Origin of the sequence: Kineosporia rhizophila, assembly GCF_021277265.1 — a bacterium.
GTDB lineage: Bacteria > Actinomycetota > Actinomycetes > Actinomycetales > Kineosporiaceae > Kineosporia > Kineosporia rhizophila.
The window spans coordinates 1-24,528 of sequence record NZ_JAJSOH010000029.1; the positions used below are offsets into that span (position 1 = coordinate 1).

Here is a 24,528-nt window from a genome sequence, read left to right on the forward strand (position 1 = left end):
AACCAGGAGCGCGCTGGAGCCAGGGGTGCGGGCTGGAGCCAGGGGTGCGGGCTGGAGCCAGGGGTGCGGGCTGGAGCCAGGGGTGCGGGCTGGAGCCAGGGGTGCGGGCTGGAGCCAGGGGTGCGGGCTGGAGCCAGAGGTGCGGGCCAGAAGCAGCGGCGCGGGCCAGAAGCAGGAGCGCGGGGCCGGAACCAAGGAGCGCGCTGGAGCCAGGGGTGCGGGCTGAAGCCAGGGGTGCGGGCTAGAAGCAGAGGTGCGGGGCCAGAAGCAGGAGCGCGCCCTGGAGCCAGGGATGCGGGCTGGAGCCAGGGGTGCGGGCCGGAAGCAGCGGTGCGGCCGGCGCGGTGCCGGGGCGTGCTGGTGCGCGTGCAGTCCCTCGATTCGCTTTTCACCCGCCCGACGTTCTATGGTTGTCCTACCGACGCGGGGTGGAGCAGCTCGGTAGCTCGCTGGGCTCATAACCCAGAGGTCGCAGGTTCAAATCCTGTCCCCGCTACAAGAAGAAGAGCCCGGTCACCTGGAAAACAGGGGCCGGGCTTTTTCGTGTCACCTTTCTTGTGCCACCTTCCTCGCGTCAGGTCCGTCGCAGATCGGTCCCGGGTGCGTGTGCTGGCACGGGACGCGCGCCCAATCACCAGGTATGCCCTCACACATCGCCGGCCCCACCTGTAACTGATCGCCCGACCGGATATGGTGACCGGCCGTCCATCAGCACTCTCAGGGGGTCAGGTTGCCCAAGTCACCCGTCTGGTTCGACTGCGACACCGGCATCGACGACGCCTTGGCCCTCGCCCAGCTGGCCGCCAGCCCCAGCATCGACCTCGTGGGCGTCAGCACGGTCAGCGGCAACATCGACGCGGCCCAGGCCGCCCGGAACACGCTGGACCTGCTCGCCCTGCTGGGGCGTGACGACGTGCCGGTGGCCGTGGGGTCGCACGATCCGCTGGTGGGCAAGTACGCCGGGGGCGCGCCGGAGGTGCATGGAGGTAACGGCATCGGCGATGTGCAGCTCGCCCGCTCACCGCGCGAGGTGCAGACCCGCTCCGGGGTGGAAGAACTGCTGGCCGCGGCCCGGGCGCACGCCGGGGAGCTCCACCTGATCGCGGTGGGCCCGCTCACCAACCTGGCCCACGCGCTGGTGCAGGAGCCGGAACTGCCCTCCCTGGTCAAGCACGTGACCATCATGGGCGGCGCGGTCTGGGTGCCGGGCAACCTCACCGCGCACGCCGAGGCGAACATCGCCAACGACGCGGAGGCGGCGCGGATCGTCTTCCGGGCGGGCTGGCCGGTCACCCTGGTGCCGCTCGACGTGACCCACGCGCACACCTTCGACACCACCGCGTACGAGGCGCTCCTGGCCCGTGACACCGCCCTGCACAAGGCGCTGGCGGGGATGCTCGACTGCTACCTCAGCTTCCACGAGACCCGCCACGGAGTGCGGGCCAGCGCGCTGCACGACCCCCTGGCCACGATGCTGGCGACCGGCGCAGTCGAGGCGAGCACGGTCCGTTCGACCGGCCTCGTGGTCGACACCACCGAGGAACAGACCCGAGCACGGACGCTCGCGGTCGAGGTGGACGCCCTGCACCCGGTTGTCGATGTGGTCACCGAGGTGGCCGACCCGGTCGGCCCTCGGCTCCTGGAGCTGCTCCTGGCCCTGCCGGGCCGCTGAGGCCCCAGGCCCTCAGACCTCGTCGTTGAGGATCGCGTCGGCGAGCATCCGGCCCACCCGGATCGCCCCGTCCACGTGCTGGAACCCCAGCCCCGCCACGTCCGAGGAGCCGAACGAGATCGGGCCGACCGGTTCCCGCAGCCGGGCGCCGTAGCGGGTCAGACCGCCGATGTCGAAGCTGGTGGCGTAGGCGCCGGCCGTCCACTCCTCGGCCATCCACTGGCTCTCGTAGTAGGCCAGCGGCTCCAGGGCCTGCTCGCCGTAGTAGGCGGCGAGCGCACCCAGGGTGGCGGCGCGGCGTTCGTCGGTCGACAGTGCAAGCAGCCGGTCGGCGTTCTCGTCGGAGACGAAACCCACCAGCGTCCCTCGGGTGTCGTCGTGGTTGGTGTTGTCGTAGGCCTCGTGCACCACCTGGTAGGGACTGAAAGCGGTTCCGGACAGCCCGGCTTCGCGCCAGAACGGCGTGGGGTAGGTGATGTGCAGCTTGATCACGATGCCGAACGACTGGTGCTGGCGGGCCTGCATGTGCACCGGCGGCAGGTTCGGGGTGAAGGCGATCCGGGGTGCCAGGGTGGGCGGAAGGGCGAGAATCACGCGCCGGGCCCGCCATTCGCCACCGCTGGCGGTGCGCACCGTGGCCCCCGCGTCGTCGTAGTCGATCGAGGTGACCGCCGAACCGGTGACGACCTTGTCGCCGAGCTGCTCGGCCAGGCGCAGCGGAACCTGCTGCAGCCCGCCCTTCACCCGCCGGTCGAGGATGAAGTCGGCGTCTACCAGGTGACTGAAACCGCCTGCACTGGCGGCCATCAGGACTGCCGACAGGGCCGAGAAGGCGTGCGCGGGCTTGGTCAGCATGGCCGGGCCGATGTAGAGCGCGATGTTGTCGCGGGCCTCGGCGTCGTCGGTCTGTTCCTTCAGCCAGCCCGCGAACGAGATCCGGTCCAGTTCGTCGGCCCCGGGCATCTCCCAGGGGCGCAGCGGATCCATCTGGCCGGAGAGCTTGTCCAGCAGAACGGTGATCCGGTCGACCTCGGAGGCGGTGTACTCGGACACCGGGAAGGCGGCGCCGGCGAACGTGTGACGCACCCCGTCCTGGCCCACGTACACGCTCTCGCCCTCGCGGTAGCGCTCGAACGTGTCCAGGCCCAGCTCGTCCAGGGTCTCCAGCAGGGCGGACTGGTCGGGGGAGACCCACTGCCCACCCAGTTCCAGGCGCACGCCGTCGACCGTGTCGGTCCACAGCCGGCCGCCGATGCGGTCGCGGGCCTCCAGTACGACCACGTCGTGACCCGCCCGGCTGAGGCGGGTGGCCGCGGTGAGGCCGGTGACACCGGCGCCGACGACCACGACATCGACCTGCGTGCTCATGTGCGAATGCTCCCTGGGGTGCGTATATCGTCGTCAGGAGTGTCAGGGACACGGGAATTCGCGTCAACCCCAGTTAACCGCCACGAAATCAGCAACGCTGAATCAGCCCGGGATCGGACGTACGCCGGGCCCGTAGCGATCCACGCAGAACTGGGCCAGGCGATCGGCCAGGGCGGCCAGCGTGGTGGCGGCGTGATGCTGTGGGTCCCAGGCCGCGTACAGGTGGATCCGCACGGCGCCTGCCGGGCCGGTGAGCCCCACCGGGCTCAGGCTGAAGCGAGGGTCGTCGGAAACCACCGCTACGCCTCGCCCAGCTGCTGCCAGGGCCTGCGCGACCTGGGCGTTGGTGCACTCGATGTACCGGCGGTAGCTCAGCCCGGCTGCGGCCATCGCCTCGTCGAGCAACTGGCGCGGGCGGAAGCCCTCGGTAAGCACCAGAAGCTCGCGTTCGGCCAGCTCACCCACCGACACGGAATCTCGCGCGCTCCACTCGTCCTCAATTGGGACCTGAGCCCAGATCGGCAACACCGCCAGGGCACAGGAGGCCAGGTCGGACGACGGGGGGCGGGGGACGATGGCCAGGTCGGCGCCGGAGTGGAGGGCGGCGTCGGCGCCCCGGGGGTCGAGCTGGCGCACGATGGGCACCGGATCGTCGGGGAGCAACGTTGCCAGGAATGGGGCCACCACATCGCTGAGGGTGGTGGTGGGTACCGCCAGGTGCAGCTGATCGAGCCTCCCGGAAGCAATGCTCGCGGCGGCTCTCCGCACTTCATCCGCCTGGCGTAGCAATGACCGGGCCAGCGGCAGGAACTGCGAGCCGGCCGGGGTAAGCCGCAGACGGTGCCCCTGGCGCTCGAACAGGGCCATACCTAGCTCCTGCTCCAGCTGGCGTAGCTGCCGGGAGAGCACGGGCTGGGTGACGTGCAGCCGGGTTGCCGCCTGGGTGGCCGAGCCCTCGTCGACGGTGGAGACGAAGTACCGCAGCAGCCTCAGGTTCATGCTCACAGGGCATGAGGATAGTGCTGAACAGGTCTTGGACAACATGAACGCCAGGCTGAATCCTCGGAGTCATGTCCGACCTTGAACAGACCCGCCTGGTCCGCACCGAGTTGCCCGGCCCGCGCTCGGCCGCACTGATGCTCCGGAAGCAGGCCTTCGTCAGTCCCGGGGTCGGCACCACGATGCCGGTCTTCGCCACCCGCGCGGCCGGTGGCATCGTCGAGGACGTCGACGGCAACCGCCTCATCGACCTCGGCTCGGGGATCGCCGTGACCACGGTCGGCAGCAGCGCGCCGCGGGTGGTCGCGGCGGTTCAGGCGCAGGTCGCCGAGTTCACCCACACCTGCTTCATGATCACGCCCTACGAGTCGTACGTGGCGGTCGCCGAGGCCCTCGCCCGGCTGACCCCGGGTGACCACGAAAAGCGTTCCGCGCTGTTCAACTCCGGTTCCGAGGCGGTGGAGAACGCGGTCAAGATGGCCCGTTCGTACACCGGTCGCAGCGCCGTGGTGGTGTTCGACCACGCCTACCACGGCCGCACCAACCTGACGATGGCGATGACCGCGAAGGTGGCGCCCTACAAGCACGGGTTCGGCCCGTTCGCCGCCGAGGTCTACCGGGCGCCGATGTCGTACCCGCTGCGCGACGGCCTGAGTGGGGCCGAGGCGGCCCGTCGGGCCATCGGGCAGATCGAGACCCAGGTCGGGGCCGGGAATCTCGCCGCCTTAGTGATCGAGCCGATCCAGGGCGAGGGCGGTTTCGTGGTTCCCGCCGAAGGTTTCCTGCCCGCTCTGGCCGACTGGTGCCGGACCAACGGCGTGGTCTTCGTGGCGGACGAGGTGCAGTCCGGATTCGGCCGCACCGGAACGATGTTCGCGAGCGAGACCGAGGACGTCGTCCCGGACCTGGTGGTCAGCGCGAAGGGGATCGCGGGCGGGCTTCCGCTCTCGGCGGTCACCGGGCGCGCAGAAATCATGGAAGCTGTCCACCCCGGCGGTCTCGGGGGCACCTATGGGGGCAATCCGCTCGCCTGTGCCGCCGCCCTGGCCGTGATCGAGACGATCGAGTCGGACGGCCTGCTGGAAAGAGCCCGCCAGATCGAGACTCTCGTGCGCGAGCGGTTCGCCAGGGTGGACGATCCGCGGATCGCCGAGGTACGGGGGCGCGGGGCCATGCTCGCCGTCGAACTCGTGCAGCCCGGCACCGGTGAGCCGGACGCCGCCCTGGCCAAGTCGATCGCGGCCCACGCCCACAGCCAGGGCGTGATCACCCTGACCTGCGGCACCTGGGGCAACGTGATCCGTTTCCTGCCGCCGCTGAGCATTTCCGACGAGCTGCTCACCGAGGCCCTCGACATCGTCGTGGCCGGGCTGGAGGTGACCCGATGAGTGACCACACCAAAGGCGTTCTGATCGGTGGGGAATGGCGCACCGGCAGCCGGGGCGTGTTCGAAGTGGTGAACCCGGCCACGCTGGAAGTGATCGCCCAGGTGGCCGACGCCGGCCCGGACGACGCCGTGGCCGCTGTGGACGCCGCGTCCCAGGCCTTCCGGGCCTGGGCCGACACCGCGCCCCGGGTCCGCGCTGATCTGCTGATGCGCACGCGTGAGCTGATGCTGCGAGACGCCGAGGAACTGGCCGAGCTGATCAGCGCCGAGAACGGCAAGTCGCTGGCCGACGCCCGGGCCGAAGTGTCCTACGCAGCCGAGTTCTTCCGCTGGTTCGCCGAGGAAGCAGTGCGCCCACACGGCGATTTCGGCTCATCGCCCGTCGGTGGCACCCGCACCATCGTCACCCACCACCCGGTCGGCGTTGCGGCCCTGGTCACTCCCTGGAACTTCCCGGCCGCGATGGCGACCCGAAAGATAGCCCCCGCACTCGCGGCCGGCTGCACCGTCGTCCTCAAACCGGCTGCTGAAACGCCGCTCACGGCGCTCGCTGTGGCCCGGTTGATGGCCGAGGCCGGAGTGCCGGACGGCGTGGTCAACGTGGTGCCCGGGCAGGACGCCCCGGCGATCGTCGCGGCCTGGACCGATGACCCGAGGGTGCGGAAGCTGTCGTTCACCGGCTCCACCAATGTCGGCCGTCAGCTTCTGCGTCAGGCCGCGGAGCGGGTCGTGAACACGTCCATGGAGCTGGGCGGCAATGCGCCCTTCGTGGTCACCGCCGACGCCGACGTGGATGCGGCGGTGGAGGGGGCGATGCTGGCGAAGTTCCGCAACGGCGGGCAGGCCTGCACCGCGGCGAACCGGTTCTACGTTCACGAAGACGTCGCGGCCGAGTTCACCGCCAAGCTCGGCGCGAAGGTCGAGGCGCTGAAGGTCGGACCGGCCGCGGAGGGGGCGGACATCGGCCCGCTGATCTCGGCCCGGGCCCACCAGAACGTGCAGCGGATGCTGGAGAGTGCGCTGGTCACCGGCGCCACCGTGGCTCATCAGGCTGCCCCGGCCACCGCCCCCGGCCACTTCTTCACCCCGGTGGTGCTGACCGGGGTGACCAATGAATCGGACGTGGTGCGCGAGGAGACGTTCGCGCCGATCGTGCCCATCCTGACCTGGACCGACCCCGAGGACATGCTGGCTCAGGTGAACTCCACCGAATACGGCTTGGCCGCTTATGTTTTCGCCGGTGATCTGGGAACCGCGCTGCGGCTGGCGGAGCGGATCGAGGCCGGCATGGTCGGCGTCAACCGGGGTCTGGTCTCCGACCCCTCGGCCCCGTTCGGTGGTGTCAAGCAGAGCGGAATCGGCCGGGAGGGTGCACGGATCGGCCTGGAGGAGTACACCGAGACCCAGTACTTCAGCGTGGCCTGGTGATCTGACGCCCTAGGAGACCGTCTTCTCCTGCCAGGCGGGCCAGTCCGGGTCGTGCCCGGGCCAGACCTCCACCCCTGGCCGCTGATCCAGTTCGTGCAGACGCTGGATCGCGGTCAGGGCGAACGGCTCGTCCTGAGGGCGCATCACCGTGCCGCACGGCACGGCCTCGAGGACATTGCGCTTCAGATCGGCCGCGTCGCAGGCCAGAACCACGGTACGGCTGGGCAGTTCGACCATCACCGACTGGTGCCCCGGGGTGTGACCGCGCGTGTCCAGAGCAGTGACGCCGGGGGCCAGCAGGGTGTCTCCGTCGAGCAGCACGATGTTCAGATCTTCGCGCAGATAGTCGCCCGGCACCACGACGTGCTTCTCGTCGAGGTCAGGTATCTGACGGGCGAACTCGTACTCGGCGCGTTGCATGAGGACCGGCACGTCGGGCCCGAGCAGCCGCAGCCCGCCGGTGTGGTCGAGGTGCACGTGCGAGACGATGCACCCGCGCAGATCGCCCCAGGAAAGCCCGAGTTCGGCCACCTGGTCGGCCAGTGGGTCACCCGGGGGCAACAGTGCGGTGTAGCTGTCCCAGTTGTAATACGTTGCGCGCTCGACCGGATCGCGCACCACGTCGACGTTGAAGCCGGAATCGACCAGCAGCCAGCCGTTCTCGTGCACCACCGCGCTGACCGTCACCGGCTCCAGCAGGAACACCGCCGGATCGCCGCCGAGAATCGAGATGGACTCGCGGATCGGTTCGTAGCCAACGATCATCGGGTGCAGTCGCAGCGGCGGGCCGGTCAGCCCGAGCGATGAGTCCTCTTGCCAGTCGAGCACGCTCACGACATCACTTCCTCAGGGACGGCCAAGGGGGAGCGGGCCGCCTCGCGCAGCCGTCGCTCGGGTACCCGGAGTACCCGCAGGGCCGCGTCGGCGATCGCTGGGGCCACCTCGTCGGCCGCCATGGCTCCCTCGGTGCGGCGTCGCAGGATCACCGACTCGACCAGTCCGGTCACCAGCGCCGTGGCCTGCTGGGCGGCCTCGGGATCGGATTCCGTTACGGAGGCGACCAGTTCGCGGTAGACGGCGTAGAGTCGTTCCCGTTCGGAGTGGAACTCGGCGAACGGCTCCTGGTCGACCTCGGGCAGCAGGTAGAGCGCGCCGATGTTGTCCCGGCCTGACAGCAGCAGGCGGGTGTCGTAGGAGCACAGAGCCCACAAACGGACGTCTGCGGGCTCGGGTCGGTCGCTCAGAGCGGTGGCGAACTGCACCGAGGGCCGCACGGTCTGCAGCAGCAGACGCAGCAGGATCGCCTGCTTGCCGGGGAAGTAGTGGTACATCGAGGCCTGGCTGATCCCGGCCCGGGCGGCGATCTTGTGGGTGCTCGTACTGCCGTAGCCCGCGGTGCAGAACAGGTGGGCCGCCGCGTCGAGGATGTCCCGCTCGGTGCCGAGGCCGGAAGGGGACGGGCCCTTCGCGCGAGGGCGGCCGAGGCTGGGCATTCCCGGAGTTTAAGGCCCGGGCCCGGAAGGCCGATGACGGCATGGTCGTTCGAACAGATGTTCGATAGAATCGGCGTGTCGCCAGCAGCGTGAACCGCGGGGGTGCTAATGCAGCCGAGGCAGTCACGAGCCGTCCATGAGTTCCCTCCCAGCGATCCATCGGCCCGCGTGTTCACACCGCCGCAGGCCCTTCCGGTGTTGGCGCTGCTGCGCGACGCCAGCGGTGAGGTGCTGGCCGTGGTGCCGGCTGCGGTGCAGGCCTGGTCGGGTGATTCGGTGCGGGTCACCTGGGCCGCCCGGCGTGGTGTCCAGCTGTATGCGGCGTGGGTCCCGGCCGAAGACGTGCTGCGCGGTGCGGCGGCGGCCCGGCTGCTCGACGAGTTCGCCTTCGGCGGGGGCTACCGCGCGGTGATGGCCCGGTTCCTGGCCTGGCGGGAGGTGCAGCCGCGATCCGCCTGAGGCAGTGAAGGGAGGGTGGGTGCTCCCGGGTGGCGGGTACTCCTTCGCGCTGGCTGGGGCGGTGGCTGGTGGCCGTGCTGGCTGTGGCTGGTGGCCGTGCTGACTGTGCTGGCCGTGGCCGGTGGCTGTGGTCGTGCTGGCTGGGGTAGTGCTGGCGCATCGCACGGAGGTGCTGCCCCGCGGCTCACGCGTGGGGCGCCTGGGTTCCGACCATTTCGCGACGTGTACGCATGGTCCACCTGGTACCAGGTGAACCATGCGTACACGTTCAACTCGAGCCCCGACCCATCGGCCGGGGCCGGGGCGACACCAGCGATCACGGGGTGAGCGCGCACGGGGGTGTCTGAAGCCAATCCCAGAAGGGGTTCATCGGGGCGGCGGGTGGGCTTGAACGGGTGGTGCCCTGGTGCAGTTGCGGATCGGGTATTCCTCGGCGCGGGCCCAGTGGGTACCAGTGGTTCATCTCGGCGTAAGTGGCCGCCAGGGCTGGCTGATGCCTAGTGGCGAAGCGATGAGTTTCGCCGGCCGGGGCGGTCCTGAACCAAGAGACGAACTGTCGAAGCCTGGCCAACCCGCCAGACCCTGACAACCGCCGAGACCTGACAGCCGCCGACGCCCTGGGAGCCGAGCCTGTGCCGATGTCCGCCGAAGTCCTCAGCCGGCTCCACGCCGACCTTGCCGACCAGGTCGCCGCGGGCGCGGTGCCCGGCCTGGTCGCGGCGGTGGTCTGCGGCGACGAGACCGAGGTGCTGGTCATCGGCACCCAGGGCCTCGACGACCCGACGCCGATGCGGCCGGACACCATCTTCCGGATCTCGTCGCTGACCAAGCCGATCGTGGCATTCGCCGCCCTGCAGATGGTCGAGGAGGGCGTGTTCGGCCTGGACGAGCCGGTCGAGGGATTGCTGCCCGAGCTCGCCGGCCTCCGCGTGCTGCGCAGCCTGTCCGGCCCGGTCGACGACACGGTTGCGGCCGAGCGCCCGATCCTGGTGCGCGACCTGCTCACCTTCACCGCGGGGTTCGGCCAGGTGATGGCCCCGCCCGGCACCTACCCGATCCAGGCCGAACTCGACCGGGCGCCCGGTGCGCCGGGTCCGCCGCAGCCGGCCCGCACCGTCGCGCCTGACGAGTACCTGGCCGCCTTGGCCGCCCTGCCGCTGTTGCACCAGCCCGGTGCGCAGTGGATGTACAACACCGCGAGCGACGTGCTGGGCGTGCTGATGGCCAGGGCGGCGGGGGCCACCTTGCAGCAGGTTCTGCAGCAGCGGCTGTTCGGTGCGCTCGCCTTGAGAGACACGGGATTCTGCGTGCCGTCGTCCAAAATCGACCGTCTGGCAACGAGTTACCAGCCTGGCCCAACGGGTGGGCTGGAGCTGTTCGACCCGGCCGAGGGCGGGCAGTGGACGAGCCCGCCGCCGCTGGAGTCGGGCGCCGGCGGGCTCGTCTCCACGGCGGAGGACCTGCTTGCCTTCACCCGGCTGATGCTGGGCCGGGGTGTTTTCGAGGGGCGCCGCCTGCTGTCCGAAGAGCTCTTCACCGCGATGACCACCGACCAGCTCACCGAAGAGCAGAAGCAGAACACCATTTCGATGCCCGGCTTCTTCGACACCCACGGCTGGGGCTACGGCCTGAGCGTGCGCACGGTGGCCGGCGACGGGGAGCCGGCCGGTAGCTTCGGCTGGTCGGGCGGGCTGGGAACCTACTGGGCCGCAACCCCCGGCGGCTCGGCCGGCATCCTGCTCACCCAGCGGGCCATGACGTCACCGGAGCCGGAACCGCTGGTCACGCAGTTCTGGTCGGGGGTGTGGGCGGCCGGTGCGGGTCAGCCCTCCAGGTCGTAGAGCAGCACGCCGTCCTCGCTCACCTGCGCGGCGTCCACCTCGGACACCCGCCGTGCGCAGAGCTCCAGCAACTGCACGATCCCGGGGGCGACCACCCGGCGCAGGTCCTCGTCCGAGCCGATCACGATCACCTGCCCGACCGTGCCGCCGGGCTGCGGGACCAGGTCGACCGCGAGCTGGTTGCCGCCGCCGTCGGTGGCGAAACCGATCCAGTCGGGCGAGGTGTAGAGGCCCTGCACCGGGTCGCCGTCGCGGACCTCCACCGCGCTGTCGAAGTCCTCGGCCAGTTGCTCAGGGGTGTAGCCGGCGCGGACCTCGTCCCAGTTCCGCCAGCCGTCGGCGACCTTGCCCACCGGGTCGAAGCTCCAGCCGTCGCCGAACACCGCGCACACCCAGCGTCCCTGCTGGCGAACGGTCTGCGCATGGGCGCCGTGGCTGAGCTGGTACCAGTCGGTCTGCCCGTCGCTGAGCTGGTAGAGCCCGGCCAGGTCGGTCGGCAGGGCCCGGCCGATCGCCTGTTGAACGGCGGCGATGTCGGTCGGGGCGGCGCCCGGCCGCAGTAGTTCGTCCACCGTGTAACCGGCCCGGGCCAACGCCTCGAGCAGCAGGGTCCAGGCGTTCTGCACCTCGGCGGTGGGTGGGGCGATGGCTTCCTCGGTCACTTCGGCTCCCTCGGGTCGGCGGGGGTGGCAGGGGTGGCGTGGGTGGGAACAGATGGACGCTCGGTGGCCCGGCTCGCGCCGGTCGGTCCAGTTGGGTGGGGAGTCGGGTCGGGCTCGTAGACGGCGAAGAGCGCGGTGCCCAGGCTGAGCATCAGCGCGAGGGCGAACAGCACCGGCGCAGTGGTGCCGGTGACGAGTGCGACCACGACCGGAACGCTACCCACCAGCGCCAGGTCGGGGCCACGCAACATCGATGCACTGAGCCCGGGCGGCAGCGAGCCCATCGGGGTGTAGATCAGCGGGCCGCCGAAGGTGGGCACCGGCCGGTATCCGGCCCGCAGCGTGGCGGCGCCCCAGGCCGGGCCGGTGAGCAGGCCGAGCAGCACCCAGCCGGCCGGGTCGCCGTAGCGCCAGCCCAGCACGGCCGTGATCGCGACGAACCACGCGGTCATCACCGTGGCCGGAAGGGCCAGCCGGCTCAGGCGGACCATCCGCTGGGCGATCGGCAGGGCGGCGTCGAGGCCGGGGCTGAGCTGGGCCCGGCGCACGCCCTCACCAGTGGCCAGCGAAGCGATGTACCCACCGATCAGCAGCAGGACGATGGTGGTGGCCGGGCCCGGATCGGGCACCAGCAGGCCGATGCCGGGCAGGGTCAGGGACAGCACCATCTGGGCGATCCGGCGCGGGGCGCGGGCGAACAGGAACGCGTCCGAAGTGATCAGCGCGGCCGAGGGGCGCCAGGAACGAGGGACGTGGGTGAGCCAGGACATCCGGGACGACCGGGAACGCTGGGGAGACTCGGAGCGGATCGTGAGCGCGCGGCCGAGGGCGCGGGTGTCCAGCGAGAGCACTGCCACCAGGGCCTCGTCGGTGACCGAGCCGCGGTGCCGGAGGTCGGCGCCGTGCACGGAGTCCAGGCGGTTGTCCCACCTACGGCCGAGGGCGACGGCAACGCCGGTCAGGAGCAGGGCGAGGGGCAGGGTGATCAGGCCGGGGTGGGGCGGGGCAGTGCCGGCGAAGGCCAGGACGATGCCCACCACCGGCACGGCCAGGGCCACTCCGTCGGCCGACCACCGCAAGGCCCGAATGGCCTGCGGCTGGGGCTGAAGCAGCCCGGCCACGATCACCAGCGTCACCGTGAACACAGCCCCCAGCGCAGTGGAGCCGAGCAGCGCCGCCGTTCCCGCGGGCAGAGCCACCGCCACCGCCGCGCCGCTGATCGCCCCCACCACCAGACCGATCGCCGGCCAGCGCACAGCGGCCGGGCGCAGCAGTGAGCGCCTGTCCACCGGCAGCGGCAGCCACCAGGCGGACTCGGCCGCAGACAACGACAACGGGCCGAGCCGGGTGACCAGACCGACGAACGACGCCACCGCGGCGACCGCGAGCAGCACCGCGATCCAGCCGACGGCCAGCCCGGGCCCCTCCTGCGCGGCCCGCCCGAACCCACCCGCCTCCGGGGCCAGCCGGGAGGACAGCGCGAAGATCATCGAAGCGGCCAGCGCGATCGTGAGCAGACCGGTGTAGACGTCACCGAGCAGATCGCCGAGCCGGGCGTCCGAGTGGTAGCGGGTCGCGTCGCGGGTGGCCCGCCGCACCTGGGTGCCCGAGGGCAGCGGTCGGCTCACAGTTCGTGCCGGATGATCTGTGCTCCCCGTTCGGGATCGACCAGGCGGACCTCGGTGTCGGAGATCGCCAGCACCCGGGTGGCCGCGGTGACCAGGAGCACCGGGTCGTGCGTGGCCATCAGCACGCTGCCCCCGGCCTCGCGCTCCTCGACCAGCCAGCCGGCCAGCGCGTCCCGGATCGCCGCGTCGAGCCGCTGCTCCGGCTCGTCGAGGATCATCAGCGAGCGCGGCCGGGCGAAGGCCGCGGCCAGGGCCAGGCGACGGCGCTGGCCGGAGGAGAGCGCGGCGGGCAGCGCGGCCGAGCGCTCGGTGAGGCCGAAAACCTCTAGCTGGTGGTCGGTCACGTCGTCCGGGTCGTCGACGCCGTGCCCGTAGCAGGTGAGCAGCAGGTGCTCGCGCACGGTCAGGCTGGGGAAGAACGCCTCGTCGCCCAGTTCGGAGGCCACGGACGCGCGGAAGGTGGTGCTGCGCTCGTCCAGGCCGGCACCGAGCATCTGCAGGGTGCCGCCCAGCGGGTTCAGCAGACCGACCACGGTGCGCAGCAGGGTGGACTTGCCCGAGCCGTTGGCGCCGATCACGGCCACCACCTCGCCCGGGGCCACCGCCAGGCTGATCGGTGGGCAGACCGGAAGCCCGTAGCCCACCTCCAGGTCGATGACCTCGATCAGGTTCACGTCCGCCACGGTATCCGTCCCTGCCTTCATCCCTGCCCGCCCTCTTCCGCCGCATGCCCGCCGTGCATGAGCACGGACGAACGGGACACCGGCGGTGTTCCTATCCTGTCCGGGTGAGACCTTCCCGCCGCGCCGCCGCCGTCCAGCCCTTCTACGCCATGGAGTTCGGAAAGCGGGCGCTGGCGCTGGAGTCGCAGGGGCACCCGGTGATCCGGCTGAATCTGGGCGAGCCGGACTTCGGCGCTCCTCCGGCGGTGCTCAGCGCCCTGGAGAAGGTCGCCGACGGCCGGCCGTTGCCGTACACCGGGGCCACCGGCCTGCCGGAACTGCGGGAGGCGATCTCCGGCTTCTACCGCAGCGAGCACGACGTGGAGGTCGATCCGGGGCGCATCGTGGTCACCGCCGGTGCCTCGGCCGCCCTGCTCCTGGTCAGCGCGGCGCTGGTCGACCCGGGCGACGAGGTGCTGATCAGCGATCCGTCCTACCCCTGCAACCGGCAGTTCGCCGAGAGCTTCGGCGCCGAGGTGGTTCTGGTGCCGACCACGGCGGAGTCGCGATTCCAGCTCGACCTGCCCGCGGTGCAGGCGAACTGGACGGCGGGCACTCGCGGAATCATGATCGCCACGCCGTCCAACCCCACCGGCACCTCGATCGAGGGGTCCGAGCTGAAGGCGATCTGCGACTTCGCCCGCGAGCGCGACGCCTGGCGGATCGTCGACGAGATCTACCTGAACCTGGGCCGCCGGGACGCCGACGGCCGGGCCCCGGCCAGCGTGCTGAGCAGCGACCCGGACGCCTTCGTGATCAACAGCTTCTCGAAGTACTTCGGCATGACCGGCTGGCGGCTGGGCTGGTGCGTGGTGCCGCAGGACTTCGCCCCGGTGATGGAACGGCTGGCCCAGAACTACTACATCTGCCCCTCGACCCCGGCCCAGATCGCTGCGCTGGAGTGCTTCACCGCGCAGTCGCTGGAGGTGGCCGAGGCCCGGCGGCTGGAGTTCGAGCGCCGCCGGGCCGTGGTGCTGGAAGGGCTGCAGGCCGCCGGTCTACCGGTGCCGGTGCCGCCGGACGGGGCCTTCTACGCCTACTTCGACGTGTCCGGCACCGGCCTGGGCGCGTGGGAGTTCTGCGAGCGGTTGCTGGCCGAGAAGCACGTGGCGCTCACCCCGGGCAAGGACTTCGGCCGGCTGGGGGCCGAACGCTACGTGCGCCTGTCCTACGCGGCCTCGGTGGCCGAACTGCAGGAGGGACTCGCCCGACTGGCCGACTTCACCGCCGCCCTAAGCACGTGAGGGCCTGAGCGGCCTCAGACGATACCGCCGTTGGCCCGCAGCACCTGCCCGTTGACCCAGCGCCCGCCGGGCCCGGCCAGGAACGCCACCACCTGGGCGATGTCCTGCGGGGTGCCGAGCCGCTCGAGCGGCGGCTGCTTGGCCAGGTGGTCGATGGTCGCCTCGTCCTTGCCCTCCAGGAACAGCTCGGTGGCGGTGGGGCCGGGAGCGACCGCATTGACGGTGATGTCGCGCCCGCGCAGCTCCCGGGCCAGCACCAGGGTCATCGCCTCGACCGCGCCCTTGCTGGCCGCATAGGGCCCGTAGTTCGGGAACTGCAGCCCCACGACCGACGTGGACAGGACGATCACGGCGCCGCCCGAGCGCACCCGGCGGGCCGCCTGCTGGGCCACCACGAAGGTGCCCCGGATGTTGGTCCGGTGCATGGCGTCCAGTTCGTCGAGGTCGAACTCGGCGATCGGCGCCAACGCCATCCGGCCTGCGGAGTTGACCACGACGTCCACCCCGCCGAACGACTGTTCGGCGGCGTCGAACATCGCCGCCACGGCCTTCTCGTCGGCCACGTCGGCCTGGAAGGCCAGGGCCCGGCCACCCGCCGCGGTGATCTCCTGAACGACCTCCTCGGCGGCCGAGGCCCGGCCCGCGTAACCGACCACCACGGCCTGGCCCTGCGCGGCCAGATCCAGAGCGATCTGTCGGCCGATGCCCCGCGACGCCCCGGTGACGACTGCTACCCGCTGCTGGCTCATCTTGACGATCTCCTCTGCGAATCGATGCCACGATCGGCTCGTAGCGTTGCTATGGGAAGACCGTAGCAAGCATTCCTTAGCGGCGCTACCTCGATGTCGTATCGCTGATTCAGGAGCCTTCGACGGCCAGGTACACCCAGGCCGACGCTCCGGACGCCAGTGGCACCAGGAATCGTCGGTAGTCGTCCACCTCGTAGAGATCGGCCGCCGCCAGTTCGGCCGGGGTGATGGTGAACACCGATCCGTCCACCGAACGGGTGGGATCTGCAGCGCGGACGACGGGGTGGCGGTCGGTGCCGCTCGCGGCGATCACCGCCGGATCGGTGATGGTCAGCCACTCCTGCTGGTAGCCGGTAATGCTGTCTGCCTGCCCGTCGAGCAGATGGCCGAACTGGGACCGCTGCACTTCGGGCAGTTGCAGGGTTCCGTACGAGAACAGCTGCACTGCCGTACCTTCCGTCCCGCCGATGCGGACAAGGTGAGGATTGGCCGGGTCGTTGTTCTCGACCACGATCGGGGCCTTGGCAAGCGGATCGTGCTCGGCGAGGTAACGTCGGCAGGCTGCGTGATACCGGTTCGTGTACAGCTCGGCCGCCCTCTCCGAGCTGCCCAGTAGATCGGCGTCACGTACCACCGCCCGGGCGTGCGCGACCTCGAAATCCACCTGCGCGAAGACGATCTGGTCCCATCCGCCGACGAGTTCGGAACGCTGGAGGAAACTCCCGTCCACGATGAGCACGGCATCGCGCGCTGCGGTCTGAGGATCTTCGGCGAGCACCTGATCACTGGCCAGGTCGATCACCCGGGTGCGATAGAGCCCGTCGCCTTCCGGCCCCAGTCGGTCAAGCAGTTCCCGGCGCACGGCCGCGGTGTCGTAGGCGTCCTCGTAGTAGCCCGCCGCCGACTCGCGGCCCTGCCGGTACCGGCGGGCGCGCGGGTGGTGGTAGCCGTCCAGGCTCAGCGCGATCGCCGGACGCCCGCGCTCGGCCACGGCAACCGCCAGTTCGGCAGCCAAGGTCGTCTTGCCGGCGGCGGTGATGCCGTCCACGCCAACCCGCAACGGGTGCCCGGGGTCGAGGGCGGCCAGATGGTCGGCGATGCGGCCGATCACGCGGCTGCGCGGGGTCACGGTCGGAGAATTCGTCATACCTGTGGACACTAAACAGGCAGCCGGTACGCTCGCCTGGATTTCGTCATCGGGAGGTCGTCATCGTCGCCAGCGTCCCCAGTCTGATCGAGCTGCTCACGCTCGAGGAGATCGACACCGACCTCTACCGTTCCGGCACGCTCTATCCAGACCCCCGTGGGCTTTTCGGTGGTCAGGTGGCGGCCCAGGCGCTGCGCGCGGCCGGCCACACGGTTGGGACGGACCGGCCCGCACACTCGCTGCACGGCTACTTCCTGAGGCCCGGGGATCCCTCTCGCCCGGTTATTTTCGAGGTGCACCGCGACCGGGACGGCCGCTCGTACTCGGCCCGCCGGGTGGTGGCCCGCCAGGGCGGGAAGGTGGTGCTCAACCTGGCGGCGTCGTTCCACCGGCCCGAAGACGGTCCCGACCTGCAGGCCGAGGTGATGCCGCACGAGCCGGCGCCCGAGCTCGGCTCGCCGGCCCAGCTCGAGGCGGACACCGTGGGCATCGACTTCGTCGAGGCAGCGGGCGCGCGCTCGGTCCTGGCCGATGCGCAGGCTCGCCCGTCCCGGGTCTGGGCCCGGTCGCAGGTTCCCCTGCCCGACGATCCGCACCTGCAGGCCTGCGTGCTCACCTACCTGTCCGACATCCTCACCGGCCTGACCACGCTCACCGTCCCGTCGCCGGAGATGCTGCTGACCAGCCTGGACCATGCGATCTGGTTCCATCGGCCGGTCGATCTGAACAACTGGGTGCTGATGGATCTGACCGGCCACTCGATCGCGGCGGGCCGGGGCATGTACTCCGGCCGGCTGTTCAGCGAGGACGGCCGGCTGGTGGCCGGGCTGACCCAGGAGTCGTTGTTCCGGACCAGTCCGACCGGGCGACCCGGGTCGCGGCGGATCCGGCGGAAGCCGCAGAACTGATCGACCCGGGTATGATGCTTGAATGCTCAAGCATTCGGCATTTCCCGAACCGGTGGTCGCGCGTCACTCAGGCAGTCCGGTGGAGGGGGAGCGCAGGCCGTTGGTGGTGCTGCTCCACGGGCGCGGCTCGAACGAGCAGGACATCGTCGGGCTCGCCGGTCGTCTACCTGAGACGGCCGAGTACGTGGCGTTGCGGGCGCCGATCGCCGAGGGCGGGGGCTACGCCTGGTTCGCCAACCGAGGCATCGGGCGGCCGCGGGCTGAATCCCTGCGCGAGACCATGGACTGGTTCACGGCCTGGATCGACGGGTTCGCGGGGGAGCGCCCGGTGTACCTGATCGGGTTCAGCGGGGGAGCGGCCTTCGCCGGAGGTCTGGTGCTGGATCGGCCGCAGCGCTTCGCCGGCGCAGCGATCCTTTATGGCACATTGCCTTTCGAGGCCGGCGTGCCGGTGGATCCCGGCCACCTGACCGAGGTGCCGATCTTCGTCGGGCAGGGCCTGGACGATGTGGTGATCCCGCGCGAACTGCTCGACCGTACCTGGAACTACCTTAAGGACGATTCACGCGCCTTGGTAAGGGCCCTGAGAGTTTCCGGCGGACACGGGATCTCGGTGCCGATGCTCGAGGAGTTGCGGATTTGGCTCGGTGACCAGATCGCCGGTGACCCGAGCGACTCGGGTGCTCACGAGCGTCCATAATTTGCCCTGAACGGACGCTGTCGCCGAAAACCCGGCCACAGCGTCCGTTCGGGTGTTGGTCAGCTGAACAGGCCGCCCAGACCGCCGCCGCCCCCGCCGGACTGCTGCGCCTGCTGGGCGCCCGCACTCCACTCGCTGGGCTGCACGATCACGAAACCCGGCCCGTGGAAGGCGTACTGGAAGGCCTCGCCGGTGCCGCCGCGCAGCATCGAGCGCATGTTCATGCTGGAGACGATGTCCGGCACCAGGTTCGCCGACCAGGCGACCGCGGCCTGCACGTCGACGTAGGTGGGCTGCTGCGAGCAGTCCAGCACCACCGGCTGGCCGACTGACACCAGGGCGGCCGTGCCCTGGCCGGAGATCACCGTGTTGAACAGGCCGCCGGCCATCATGCCGGCCCCCTGCACCCGCTTGATGTCCCAGCTCAGGCTGGCGTCGAAGGCGATCAGGTTCTGCCCGTTGACGCTCAGCGCGTCACCGGTCAGGTCGACCAGGTGGATGTAGCCCGCCTCGTTGGCGAAGAACACCTCGCCCCGGCCGGTGACCCGCATCAGCGGCAGGTCCTCGTTGGTGAGGACCTTCTTCAGCAGCTTGCCGACGCTGCCGGAGCCCTCGTGGTTGAAGGACACCTGCCCCTGGTACGCGACCATCGCCCCCTTGGCCGCGAGCACGTCAGGGCCCAGCGCGACCCGCAGCATCTGCGAGTTCTGGAGCGCGAACCGGTTCTGACCGGAGATCTCGAGATTCGACTCGTGGAACAGACTGCTCTGCATAACCCCAGCCTAGGGCCGGGGTGACGGCCGGGGCAGAGCTTCCGCGGTGATGATCGACCACCCGGCGACGGGAACTTTCCGGCAAGTGCGGCAGTTCGAAGTGCACGCCGGCGATCACGGGTTCAAGGTCGGTGGGGTGACGACGACGCCGCAGCAGGGATCGGGGGACGGCCGGGTCCTGCGGAGCAATCTTCCAGCTCGTCTTGATCGACTGCCGTGGTCGAGCTGGCACATCACCGTCCTCATCGGCCTGGGCACGGTCTGGATCCTGGACGGCCTCGAGGTCACCATCGTCGGCGCCCTGGGCGACCGGCTGACCGAGGCCGGCAGCGGGCTGGAGCTCTCCGCCTCGCAGATCGGGCAGGCCGCAGCCGTGTACGTGGCCGGAGCCTGTCTGGGCGCGCTGTACTTCGGTCAGCTCACCGAGAAGCACGGCCGCAAGAAGCTGTTCATGATCACCCTCGGGGTGTACCTGGTGGCCACCGTGCTCACCGCGTTCTCGATGAACGTGTGGTGGTTCTACGTCTGCCGCTTCTTCACCGGCGCCGGGATCGGCGGCGAGTACGCGGCGATCAACTCGGCGATCGACGAGCTGATGCCGGCCCGCCTGCGTGGCCGGATCGACCTGATGATCAACGGCTCGTACTGGCTGGGCGCGGCCGTCGGCGCCGCCCTGACCCTGGTGCTGCTGGACACCGACATCTTCCCGGCCGACGTGGGCTGGCGGGTCGCGTTCGGCCTGGGCGCCGTGCTCGGCCTGGTGATCCTGCTGGTCAGGCGCAACGTGCCGGAGAGCCCGCGCTGGCTGACGATCCACGGCCAGCACGAGGAGGCCGAACAGGTCGTCGAGGGCATCGAGCACACCGTGGAGCACCAGGACAAGCTGAAGCTCGACCCGGTGCTCGACTCGGCCGCGATCTCGATCCGCGAGCGTGGCCCGGTGAAGGTCTTCGAGATCATCCGCACGATGATCCGCACCTACCCGAGCCGCTCGGCCCTGGGGCTGGGCCTGTTCGTGGGCCAGGCGTTCCTCTACAACGCGGTGTTCTTCACCCAGGGCCTGGTACTGACCACGTTCTTCGACATCGGCTCGGGCACGGCGGGCCTCTACATCATCCCGCTGGCCCTGGGGAACTTCCTCGGCCCGGTGATCCTGGGCCCGTTCTTCGACACAATCGGCCGCCGGATGATGATCACCCTGAGCTACGTGCTCAGCTCGGTGTTCCTGGTCGTCACCGGAATCCTGTTCCAGCAAGAGGTCTTCAGCGCGGTTACGCTGACCGCGGCCTGGTGCGTGGTGTTCTTCTTCGCCTCAGCGGGAGCCAGCTCGGCCTACCTGACGGTGAGCGAGATCTTCCCGATGGAGACCCGCGCGATGGCGATCGCCTTCTTCTACGCGGTGGGCACCGGGCTCGGCGGAATCATCGGCCCGCTGCTGTTCGGCCGGCTGGTCGAGACGGAGAGCTTCAGCTCGGTGGCCCTCGGGTACTACCTCGGGGCCGGGCTGATGATGGTGGCCGGGCTGATGGAATGGTGGCTCGGGGTGGACGCGGAGAACCGCAACCTTGAAGACATCGCCTCACCCCTGTCTTCCGTGTCGGAGCGGACTGCTTCCTAGGCCGAGGGCCCCGCGCGGTGGTGTTGGGCTGCTGCTGGTCACTGTCGGCGAATGGTGATGGCACAGGATTGGATGTCTTTTTCGCGGGGCCGGTTATTGGATGCCAAAAGTTGCTCCTAGGGCAACTTTTGGCATCCGATCTCGGCGCGGGCGCTTTTGTCATCCGATCGTAGGGCATGGGGCATGGCGGTGGGTGTGGCGGCCGGGCCCGCTGATGGGGGCCGTGCAGGGGGGCCTAGGGAGGGCAGGCCCGTCGGCGGAAGTTTGCCTGGGGGAGGGCAGGCCTATTGGCAGGGGTTCGCTGGGGGAGGGGGCATGCTCTTGGGCAGGCGCTCGCCCGGGTCGGCGTCGCTTGCACGGGGGCGCAGGCAGGTAGTCGAGGGCGCGCGACCGGTCCGGCCATGGGGCAGGGGAGCCCGACGTCGGCGAGAGTCAGCCGCTGCTGCAGGTGCGCGACCTAAGGGTGGGGCACTGAGGATGTGCCGGCCGGGTGGGGGCGCTGACGCGGGCTTGTTCCGGGTGGGGGCTGAGTCCGGTCGTCAAGAAGGGGCGCTCAGCGGTGCTCGGTGAACGGGGTGTTCGGCCGGGCGGGCTCGGCCCCTCGCCCTACGGGGGTGCCGGCCCGGCCAGCTGCGTTCAGTTGTAGCGGTGGCTCTTCTGCGGGTGGCCCTTCGGGCGGGTGCAGGTGCGGCCGTTCATGCTCCTGTGGCCGCAGAGCTCTTCCGGCTCGTCTGCTTCCTCGGCCGCCGCGACCTCTGCAGCGCCGGCAGTATCCCCGGCAGTGCCCGCACCCTGAGCCCGGGCCCGAAGGTCGATGACTTCAGCCACGTTTGAGGCCTCGCCCGCACTGCTCGCCTGATCGGCCTCGGCCGGACCAGCCGCGGGGGATGCGACCTCGGTCTCGGCCGCCTCGCTCGCCGCTGCTTCGCCGGGCGTCGCGTTACCGCCGACACCCTGCCCAGCAGGGGCCCCAGCGTCAGACGCACCCTCTACGCCCAGATCTGCCGCCGTGCCTGCGTCAGCCGCAGCGCCGCCACCGGCAGCCGTACCCGTGTCAGCCGCAGCCGCCCCGCCAGCCGAAACGCTCCCGTCGGCCGCAGCGCCTGCGCCAGCCGCAGCACCTGCGCCAGCCGCAGCGCCTGCGTCAACCGCCGCGCCCCCACCGACCGCCGTGCCTGCGTCAACCGCAGCCGCCGTACCCGCGTCAGCCCCCGCACCACCCGCGGCCTGGCCCGCCTTGGCCCCGCGACGCCCCGCCGTCTTCTTGGCGGCCGCCTTCTTGCGCGGCTTCGCCCCGGTGCCGGCCTCACCCACCAGTTCGATCTGCTCGACGGTCACGCTGGGCGCGGACTCGGCCACGGTCGCCGAGCGGGCCGCGCGCGCGGGCTGCGCCTTGGTCTCGGCCTTCTTCTGCGCGGCGTACCGCGCGAACCGGGCCTCGCGCAGGGCCCGTACGGCGTCCGCTTTGCTCATCGTTCCATCACACGACAGAGCCTATGGGTTGCCACCGACAAACTTGCCTCTCCCACCCCGACCAGGCGATTCTCCACCCCCGGGCGCCCCGCTAGGCTCTGGTTCAGCGTTCAACCAGTGTGCGAGAGGACGACGATGGAACTGGGCATCACCACCTTCGCGGACACCTACCCGGTGGGCGGTGTGCCGACTCCGCACGGCCTGCGGCTGCGTCAGGTGCTGGAGGAGATCGAGCTCGCCGAACAGGTGGGGCTGGACGTCTACGGCATCGGCGAGCACCACCGGGCCGACTTCGCCGCCTCCGCGCCGGCCGTGATCCTCGCCGCGGCCGCCGGGCGTACCCAGAAGATCAAGCTGACCAGTGCGGTCACCGTGCTCTCGAGTGCCGATCCGGTGCGGGTCTGGCAGGAGTTCACCACGCTCGACCTGATCTCCGGGGGCCGCGCCGAGCTGATGGCGGGCCGGGGCTCGTTCATCGAGTCGTTCCCGTTGTTCGGCTACGACCTGAGCGACTACGACGACCTGTTCGCCGAGAAGCTCGACCTCCTGGTCGAGCTCACCCAGGAAGAAAAGATCACCTGGCAGGGGCAGTTCCGGCCGGAGCTGCACGAGCAGGGCGTCTACCCCCGTCCGGAACGCAAACTCCCGGTCTGGATCGCCGTAGGGGGCACTCCGCAGTCCATCGTGCGGGCCGCGTCCTACGGGCTGCCGGTCGCACTGGCCATCATCGGCGGCCAGCCCGCGCAGTTCGTCCCTCTGGCCCAACTGCACCGGCGGGCGCTGAAGGAGTCGGGGTTCGAAGCGAAGGACGCGCCGCTCGCCGTGCACATGCATGGGTATGTCGCGCCGGAGGCGGAGCAGGCGGTGACGGAGTACTACCCGTCCTACGCCCAGGCGATGACGCAGCTGGGTCGCGAGCGCGGCTGGGGTGTGATGACCAAGAACACGTTCAACAATCTGCGGGGGCGCGGCGGATCGCTGGTGCTGGGCAGCCCCGAGCAGGTGGCGCAGAAGATCGTGGAGGTGCAGCGTCTCCTGGGGGTAGAGCGGTTCATGCTGCACATCAGTGTGGGCACCCTGCCGCACGACCAGGTGTTGCGGGCGATCGAGCTGATGGGCACGAAGGTGGCCCCGCTGGTCCAGGCCGAGCTGGGGTAGAACAAAACCCGACTGAAGACGCTGGTGGGCCTCGAGCGCTCGAGGCTCACCAGCGTCCTTAGTTTGGTTTGCCTCTACAGCGCCCGCCTTGCTACCGTGCGCAACATCATGGGCATCTTCTCGGCTACTGCGCAGACCGTCGGGTCGCGCTCCGCCATGCCCACGCATGCCCATCACGGCGTCCATATCTCGCCGGTGGGTGCTGGCTCCCGCTGAACCAGGTCGACCAGACCTGAACGGTTGAGCCCACACCGATCGGCGCCCTCCGCCCCCGGCGGTCCGCCCTCACGAACGCGCCTGTGCGCGGGCGCGGCCGACGCCGCCGGAACATCCGACCGCCTGAGCACATCAAGCATGGAAGGCCGCACGTGGGAACCCGGGAAGACGTTTACCAGCTCCTCGAAGAGAAGATGCTGAAGTACGCCGACTACGCCGAGGTCCCGGTGATCGAGGTGGACGAAGTCGTTCTCTTCGAGCCGGTTCCGGCCCAGGGGGTGCTGCGGGTCGAGCACCATCCGGCCGAGCGCAGCGAGCTCACCGGCGACACGATCTACGTGCGCCGGCCGGTCGTGGACATGCTCTACGCCGCTGGTCAGGAACTGAAGAACCTCGACCGCTCGCTGACTCTCAAGGTGGTGTACGGCTTCCGCCCCCTGGAGGACCAGACCCGCCTCTTCGAGGCCGCGAAAGACGTTCTGCGCGAGCAGTACCCGAACGAGGACGAGCTCGTCGAGGCGGCTCATCGGAACGTCGCGGTGCCCTCGGTAGCGGGCTACCCGACCGGCGGCGCGGTGGCCGTGGAGATCCTGCGCGACGAGCAGCCGGTCGACCTGGGCACCCCGGTGATGGAGGCGAACCGGGACGCGTTCACGTTCTCGCCGTTCGTCTCCCGCGAGGCCTGGGAGAACCGGCAGCTGCTGCGCCGCGCCATGATGGCGGCCGGCTTCGCGCCCTTCGACGGCGAGTGGTGGCACTTCTCGTACGGCGACAAGGAATGGGCGCGTTACTACCGCCAGCCGGGTGCGCTCTACGACCAGGTGGCTTTCGCGGACGCGCAGAAGGTGGATCCCGATGCCGACCTGGCCCTCTGACGAAAGCG

At 70.3% G+C, this 24,528-nt stretch carries 22 protein-coding genes and 1 tRNA gene; 12 read left to right on the forward strand and 11 right to left on the reverse strand.

Annotated elements, in window-relative coordinates; translation table 11 throughout:
- Nucleotides 1–422: 422 nt before the first annotated feature.
- Both LWF15_RS29220 and LWF15_RS29225 read left to right on the forward strand, forming a co-directional pair.
- Nucleotides 423–496: transfer RNA gene (locus LWF15_RS29220), tRNA-Met, on the forward strand.
- Nucleotides 497–730: 234 nt separating this feature from the next.
- On the forward strand, nucleotides 731–1,672 hold the full coding sequence (locus LWF15_RS29225) for a nucleoside hydrolase (RefSeq protein WP_232814188.1): 942 nt from the start codon (nucleotides 731–733) through the stop codon (nucleotides 1,670–1,672).
- Nucleotides 1,673–1,684: 12 nt separating this feature from the next.
- Here LWF15_RS29225 and LWF15_RS29230 read toward each other — a convergent pair whose 3' ends face one another.
- Nucleotides 1,685–3,040 (reverse strand): flavin monoamine oxidase family protein, encoded by a 1,356-nt coding sequence (locus tag LWF15_RS29230; RefSeq protein ID WP_232814189.1) that lies wholly within the window; start codon nucleotides 3,038–3,040, stop codon nucleotides 1,685–1,687.
- Nucleotides 3,041–3,142: 102 nt separating this feature from the next.
- The gene (locus tag LWF15_RS29235) at nucleotides 3,143–4,039 is read right to left on the reverse strand and encodes a LysR family transcriptional regulator (RefSeq protein WP_232814273.1); all 897 of its coding nucleotides are present in this window, start codon (nucleotides 4,037–4,039) and stop codon (nucleotides 3,143–3,145) included.
- Between the two features lie 71 nt (nucleotides 4,040–4,110).
- Between LWF15_RS29235 and gabT the strand changes: the two genes are divergently transcribed.
- Both gabT and LWF15_RS29245 read left to right on the forward strand, forming a co-directional pair.
- Entirely contained in the window at nucleotides 4,111–5,427 is a 1,317-nt protein-coding gene (gabT, locus tag LWF15_RS29240) for a 4-aminobutyrate--2-oxoglutarate transaminase (RefSeq protein ID WP_232814190.1), read from the forward strand.
- Nucleotides 5,424–6,854 (forward strand): NAD-dependent succinate-semialdehyde dehydrogenase, encoded by a 1,431-nt coding sequence (locus LWF15_RS29245; RefSeq protein WP_232814191.1) that lies wholly within the window; start codon nucleotides 5,424–5,426, stop codon nucleotides 6,852–6,854. Before gabT ends, LWF15_RS29245 begins: the two co-directional genes overlap by 4 nt.
- A gap of 9 nt (nucleotides 6,855–6,863) precedes the next feature.
- Here the strand turns inward: LWF15_RS29245 and LWF15_RS29250 are convergent, their stop codons facing one another.
- Nucleotides 6,864–7,688 carry an N-acyl homoserine lactonase family protein gene (locus LWF15_RS29250; RefSeq protein WP_232814192.1) on the reverse strand — a complete coding sequence of 275 codons (825 nt, stop codon included), beginning with the start codon at nucleotides 7,686–7,688 and terminating at the stop codon, nucleotides 6,864–6,866.
- Complete coding sequence (locus LWF15_RS29255) at nucleotides 7,685–8,347, reverse strand: TetR/AcrR family transcriptional regulator (protein WP_232814193.1); 663 nt, start codon at nucleotides 8,345–8,347, stop codon at nucleotides 7,685–7,687. The genes LWF15_RS29250 and LWF15_RS29255 overlap by 4 nt, the downstream gene beginning before the upstream one ends.
- A 168-nt stretch (nucleotides 8,348–8,515) precedes the next feature.
- Here LWF15_RS29255 and LWF15_RS29260 point away from each other — a divergent pair, with 168 nt between their 5' ends.
- Both LWF15_RS29260 and LWF15_RS29265 read left to right on the forward strand, forming a co-directional pair.
- Nucleotides 8,516–8,806, forward strand: coding sequence for a hypothetical protein (locus LWF15_RS29260; protein ID WP_232814194.1), 291 nt, complete (start codon nucleotides 8,516–8,518; stop codon nucleotides 8,804–8,806).
- Between the two features lie 638 nt (nucleotides 8,807–9,444).
- Entirely contained in the window at nucleotides 9,445–10,647 is a 1,203-nt protein-coding gene (locus LWF15_RS29265; protein WP_232814195.1) for a serine hydrolase domain-containing protein, read from the forward strand.
- On the opposite strand, the gene LWF15_RS29270 is transcribed toward LWF15_RS29265, so the two are convergent.
- Genes LWF15_RS29270 through LWF15_RS29280 form a run of 3 tightly spaced genes read right to left on the reverse strand, consistent with a single transcriptional unit; the run spans nucleotide 10,629 to nucleotide 13,611 of the window.
- Nucleotides 10,629–11,309, reverse strand: a complete 681-nt coding sequence (locus LWF15_RS29270) for an SMI1/KNR4 family protein (RefSeq protein WP_232814196.1) — start codon at nucleotides 11,307–11,309, stop codon at nucleotides 10,629–10,631. The two genes, LWF15_RS29265 and LWF15_RS29270, sit on opposite strands and share 19 nt — an antisense overlap.
- On the reverse strand, nucleotides 11,306–12,937 hold the full coding sequence (locus LWF15_RS29275) for a DUF6297 family protein (RefSeq protein ID WP_232814197.1): 1,632 nt from the start codon (nucleotides 12,935–12,937) through the stop codon (nucleotides 11,306–11,308). The genes LWF15_RS29270 and LWF15_RS29275 overlap by 4 nt, the downstream gene beginning before the upstream one ends.
- Nucleotides 12,934–13,611: an ABC transporter ATP-binding protein gene (locus tag LWF15_RS29280; protein ID WP_232814198.1), complete on the reverse strand. Its 678-nt coding sequence runs from the start codon at nucleotides 13,609–13,611 to the stop codon at nucleotides 12,934–12,936. The genes LWF15_RS29275 and LWF15_RS29280 overlap by 4 nt, the downstream gene beginning before the upstream one ends.
- Nucleotides 13,612–13,724: 113 nt before the next feature.
- Between LWF15_RS29280 and LWF15_RS29285 the strand changes: the two genes are divergently transcribed.
- Nucleotides 13,725–14,903 (forward strand): aminotransferase class I/II-fold pyridoxal phosphate-dependent enzyme, encoded by a 1,179-nt coding sequence (locus LWF15_RS29285; protein WP_232814199.1) that lies wholly within the window; start codon nucleotides 13,725–13,727, stop codon nucleotides 14,901–14,903.
- Between the two features lie 14 nt (nucleotides 14,904–14,917).
- On the opposite strand, the gene LWF15_RS29290 is transcribed toward LWF15_RS29285, so the two are convergent.
- Together LWF15_RS29290 and LWF15_RS29295 are read right to left on the reverse strand one after the other, a co-directional pair.
- On the reverse strand, nucleotides 14,918–15,652 hold the full coding sequence (locus tag LWF15_RS29290) for an SDR family oxidoreductase (RefSeq protein WP_232814200.1): 735 nt from the start codon (nucleotides 15,650–15,652) through the stop codon (nucleotides 14,918–14,920).
- 109 nt (nucleotides 15,653–15,761) lie between these two features.
- Nucleotides 15,762–16,799, reverse strand: coding sequence for a gamma-glutamylcyclotransferase (locus LWF15_RS29295; RefSeq protein ID WP_232814201.1), 1,038 nt, complete (start codon nucleotides 16,797–16,799; stop codon nucleotides 15,762–15,764).
- Nucleotides 16,800–16,909: 110 nt separating this feature from the next.
- Here LWF15_RS29295 and LWF15_RS29300 point away from each other — a divergent pair, with 110 nt between their 5' ends.
- Together LWF15_RS29300 and LWF15_RS29305 are read left to right on the forward strand one after the other, a co-directional pair.
- Entirely contained in the window at nucleotides 16,910–17,707 is a 798-nt protein-coding gene (locus LWF15_RS29300) for an acyl-CoA thioesterase (protein ID WP_332879943.1), read from the forward strand.
- 22 nt (nucleotides 17,708–17,729) lie between these two features.
- Nucleotides 17,730–18,407, forward strand: coding sequence for an alpha/beta hydrolase (locus tag LWF15_RS29305; protein ID WP_232814203.1), 678 nt, complete (start codon nucleotides 17,730–17,732; stop codon nucleotides 18,405–18,407).
- A gap of 59 nt (nucleotides 18,408–18,466) precedes the next feature.
- On the opposite strand, the gene LWF15_RS29310 is transcribed toward LWF15_RS29305, so the two are convergent.
- Nucleotides 18,467–19,180 carry an AIM24 family protein gene (locus tag LWF15_RS29310; RefSeq protein WP_232814204.1) on the reverse strand — a complete coding sequence of 238 codons (714 nt, stop codon included), beginning with the start codon at nucleotides 19,178–19,180 and terminating at the stop codon, nucleotides 18,467–18,469.
- A gap of 178 nt (nucleotides 19,181–19,358) precedes the next feature.
- On the opposite strand from LWF15_RS29310, the gene LWF15_RS29315 reads away from it, so the two are divergent.
- Nucleotides 19,359–20,798 (forward strand): MFS transporter, encoded by a 1,440-nt coding sequence (locus LWF15_RS29315; protein WP_408624274.1) that lies wholly within the window; start codon nucleotides 19,359–19,361, stop codon nucleotides 20,796–20,798.
- A 636-nt stretch (nucleotides 20,799–21,434) separates the two neighbouring features.
- Here the strand turns inward: LWF15_RS29315 and LWF15_RS29320 are convergent.
- The gene (locus tag LWF15_RS29320; RefSeq protein ID WP_232814206.1) at nucleotides 21,435–22,271 is read right to left on the reverse strand and encodes a hypothetical protein; all 837 of its coding nucleotides are present in this window, start codon (nucleotides 22,269–22,271) and stop codon (nucleotides 21,435–21,437) included.
- A 135-nt stretch (nucleotides 22,272–22,406) separates the two neighbouring features.
- Between LWF15_RS29320 and LWF15_RS29325 the strand changes: the two genes are divergently transcribed.
- Complete coding sequence (locus LWF15_RS29325; RefSeq protein ID WP_269811052.1) at nucleotides 22,407–23,429, forward strand: LLM class flavin-dependent oxidoreductase; 1,023 nt, start codon at nucleotides 22,407–22,409, stop codon at nucleotides 23,427–23,429.
- A 368-nt stretch (nucleotides 23,430–23,797) separates the two neighbouring features.
- Entirely contained in the window at nucleotides 23,798–24,520 is a 723-nt protein-coding gene (locus LWF15_RS29330; RefSeq protein WP_232814208.1) for a M15 family metallopeptidase, read from the forward strand.
- The last annotated feature ends 8 nt before the right edge of the window (nucleotides 24,521–24,528 follow it).

What these genes read in the sequence shown, in the direction of transcription:
- LWF15_RS29230 (WP_232814189.1), bottom strand. Translation starts at nt 3,040, where the DNA reads ATGAGCACGCAGGTCGATGTCGTGGTCGTCGGCGCCGGTGTCACCGGC.
- LWF15_RS29235 (WP_232814273.1), bottom strand. Translation starts at nt 4,039, where the DNA reads ATGAACCTGAGGCTGCTGCGGTACTTCGTCTCCACCGTCGACGAGGGC.
- gabT (WP_232814190.1), top strand. Translation starts at nt 4,111, where the DNA reads ATGTCCGACCTTGAACAGACCCGCCTGGTCCGCACCGAGTTGCCCGGC.
- LWF15_RS29245 (WP_232814191.1), top strand. Translation starts at nt 5,424, where the DNA reads ATGAGTGACCACACCAAAGGCGTTCTGATCGGTGGGGAATGGCGCACC.
- LWF15_RS29255 (WP_232814193.1), bottom strand. Translation starts at nt 8,347, where the DNA reads ATGCCCAGCCTCGGCCGCCCTCGCGCGAAGGGCCCGTCCCCTTCCGGC.
- LWF15_RS29265 (WP_232814195.1), top strand. Translation starts at nt 9,445, where the DNA reads ATGTCCGCCGAAGTCCTCAGCCGGCTCCACGCCGACCTTGCCGACCAG.
- LWF15_RS29290 (WP_232814200.1), bottom strand. Translation starts at nt 15,652, where the DNA reads ATGAGCCAGCAGCGGGTAGCAGTCGTCACCGGGGCGTCGCGGGGCATC.
- LWF15_RS29295 (WP_232814201.1), bottom strand. Translation starts at nt 16,799, where the DNA reads ATGACGAATTCTCCGACCGTGACCCCGCGCAGCCGCGTGATCGGCCGC.
- LWF15_RS29305 (WP_232814203.1), top strand. Translation starts at nt 17,730, where the DNA reads ATGCTCAAGCATTCGGCATTTCCCGAACCGGTGGTCGCGCGTCACTCA.
- LWF15_RS29310 (WP_232814204.1), bottom strand. Translation starts at nt 19,180, where the DNA reads ATGCAGAGCAGTCTGTTCCACGAGTCGAATCTCGAGATCTCCGGTCAG.
- LWF15_RS29320 (WP_232814206.1), bottom strand. Translation starts at nt 22,271, where the DNA reads ATGAGCAAAGCGGACGCCGTACGGGCCCTGCGCGAGGCCCGGTTCGCG.
- LWF15_RS29325 (WP_269811052.1), top strand. Translation starts at nt 22,407, where the DNA reads ATGGAACTGGGCATCACCACCTTCGCGGACACCTACCCGGTGGGCGGT.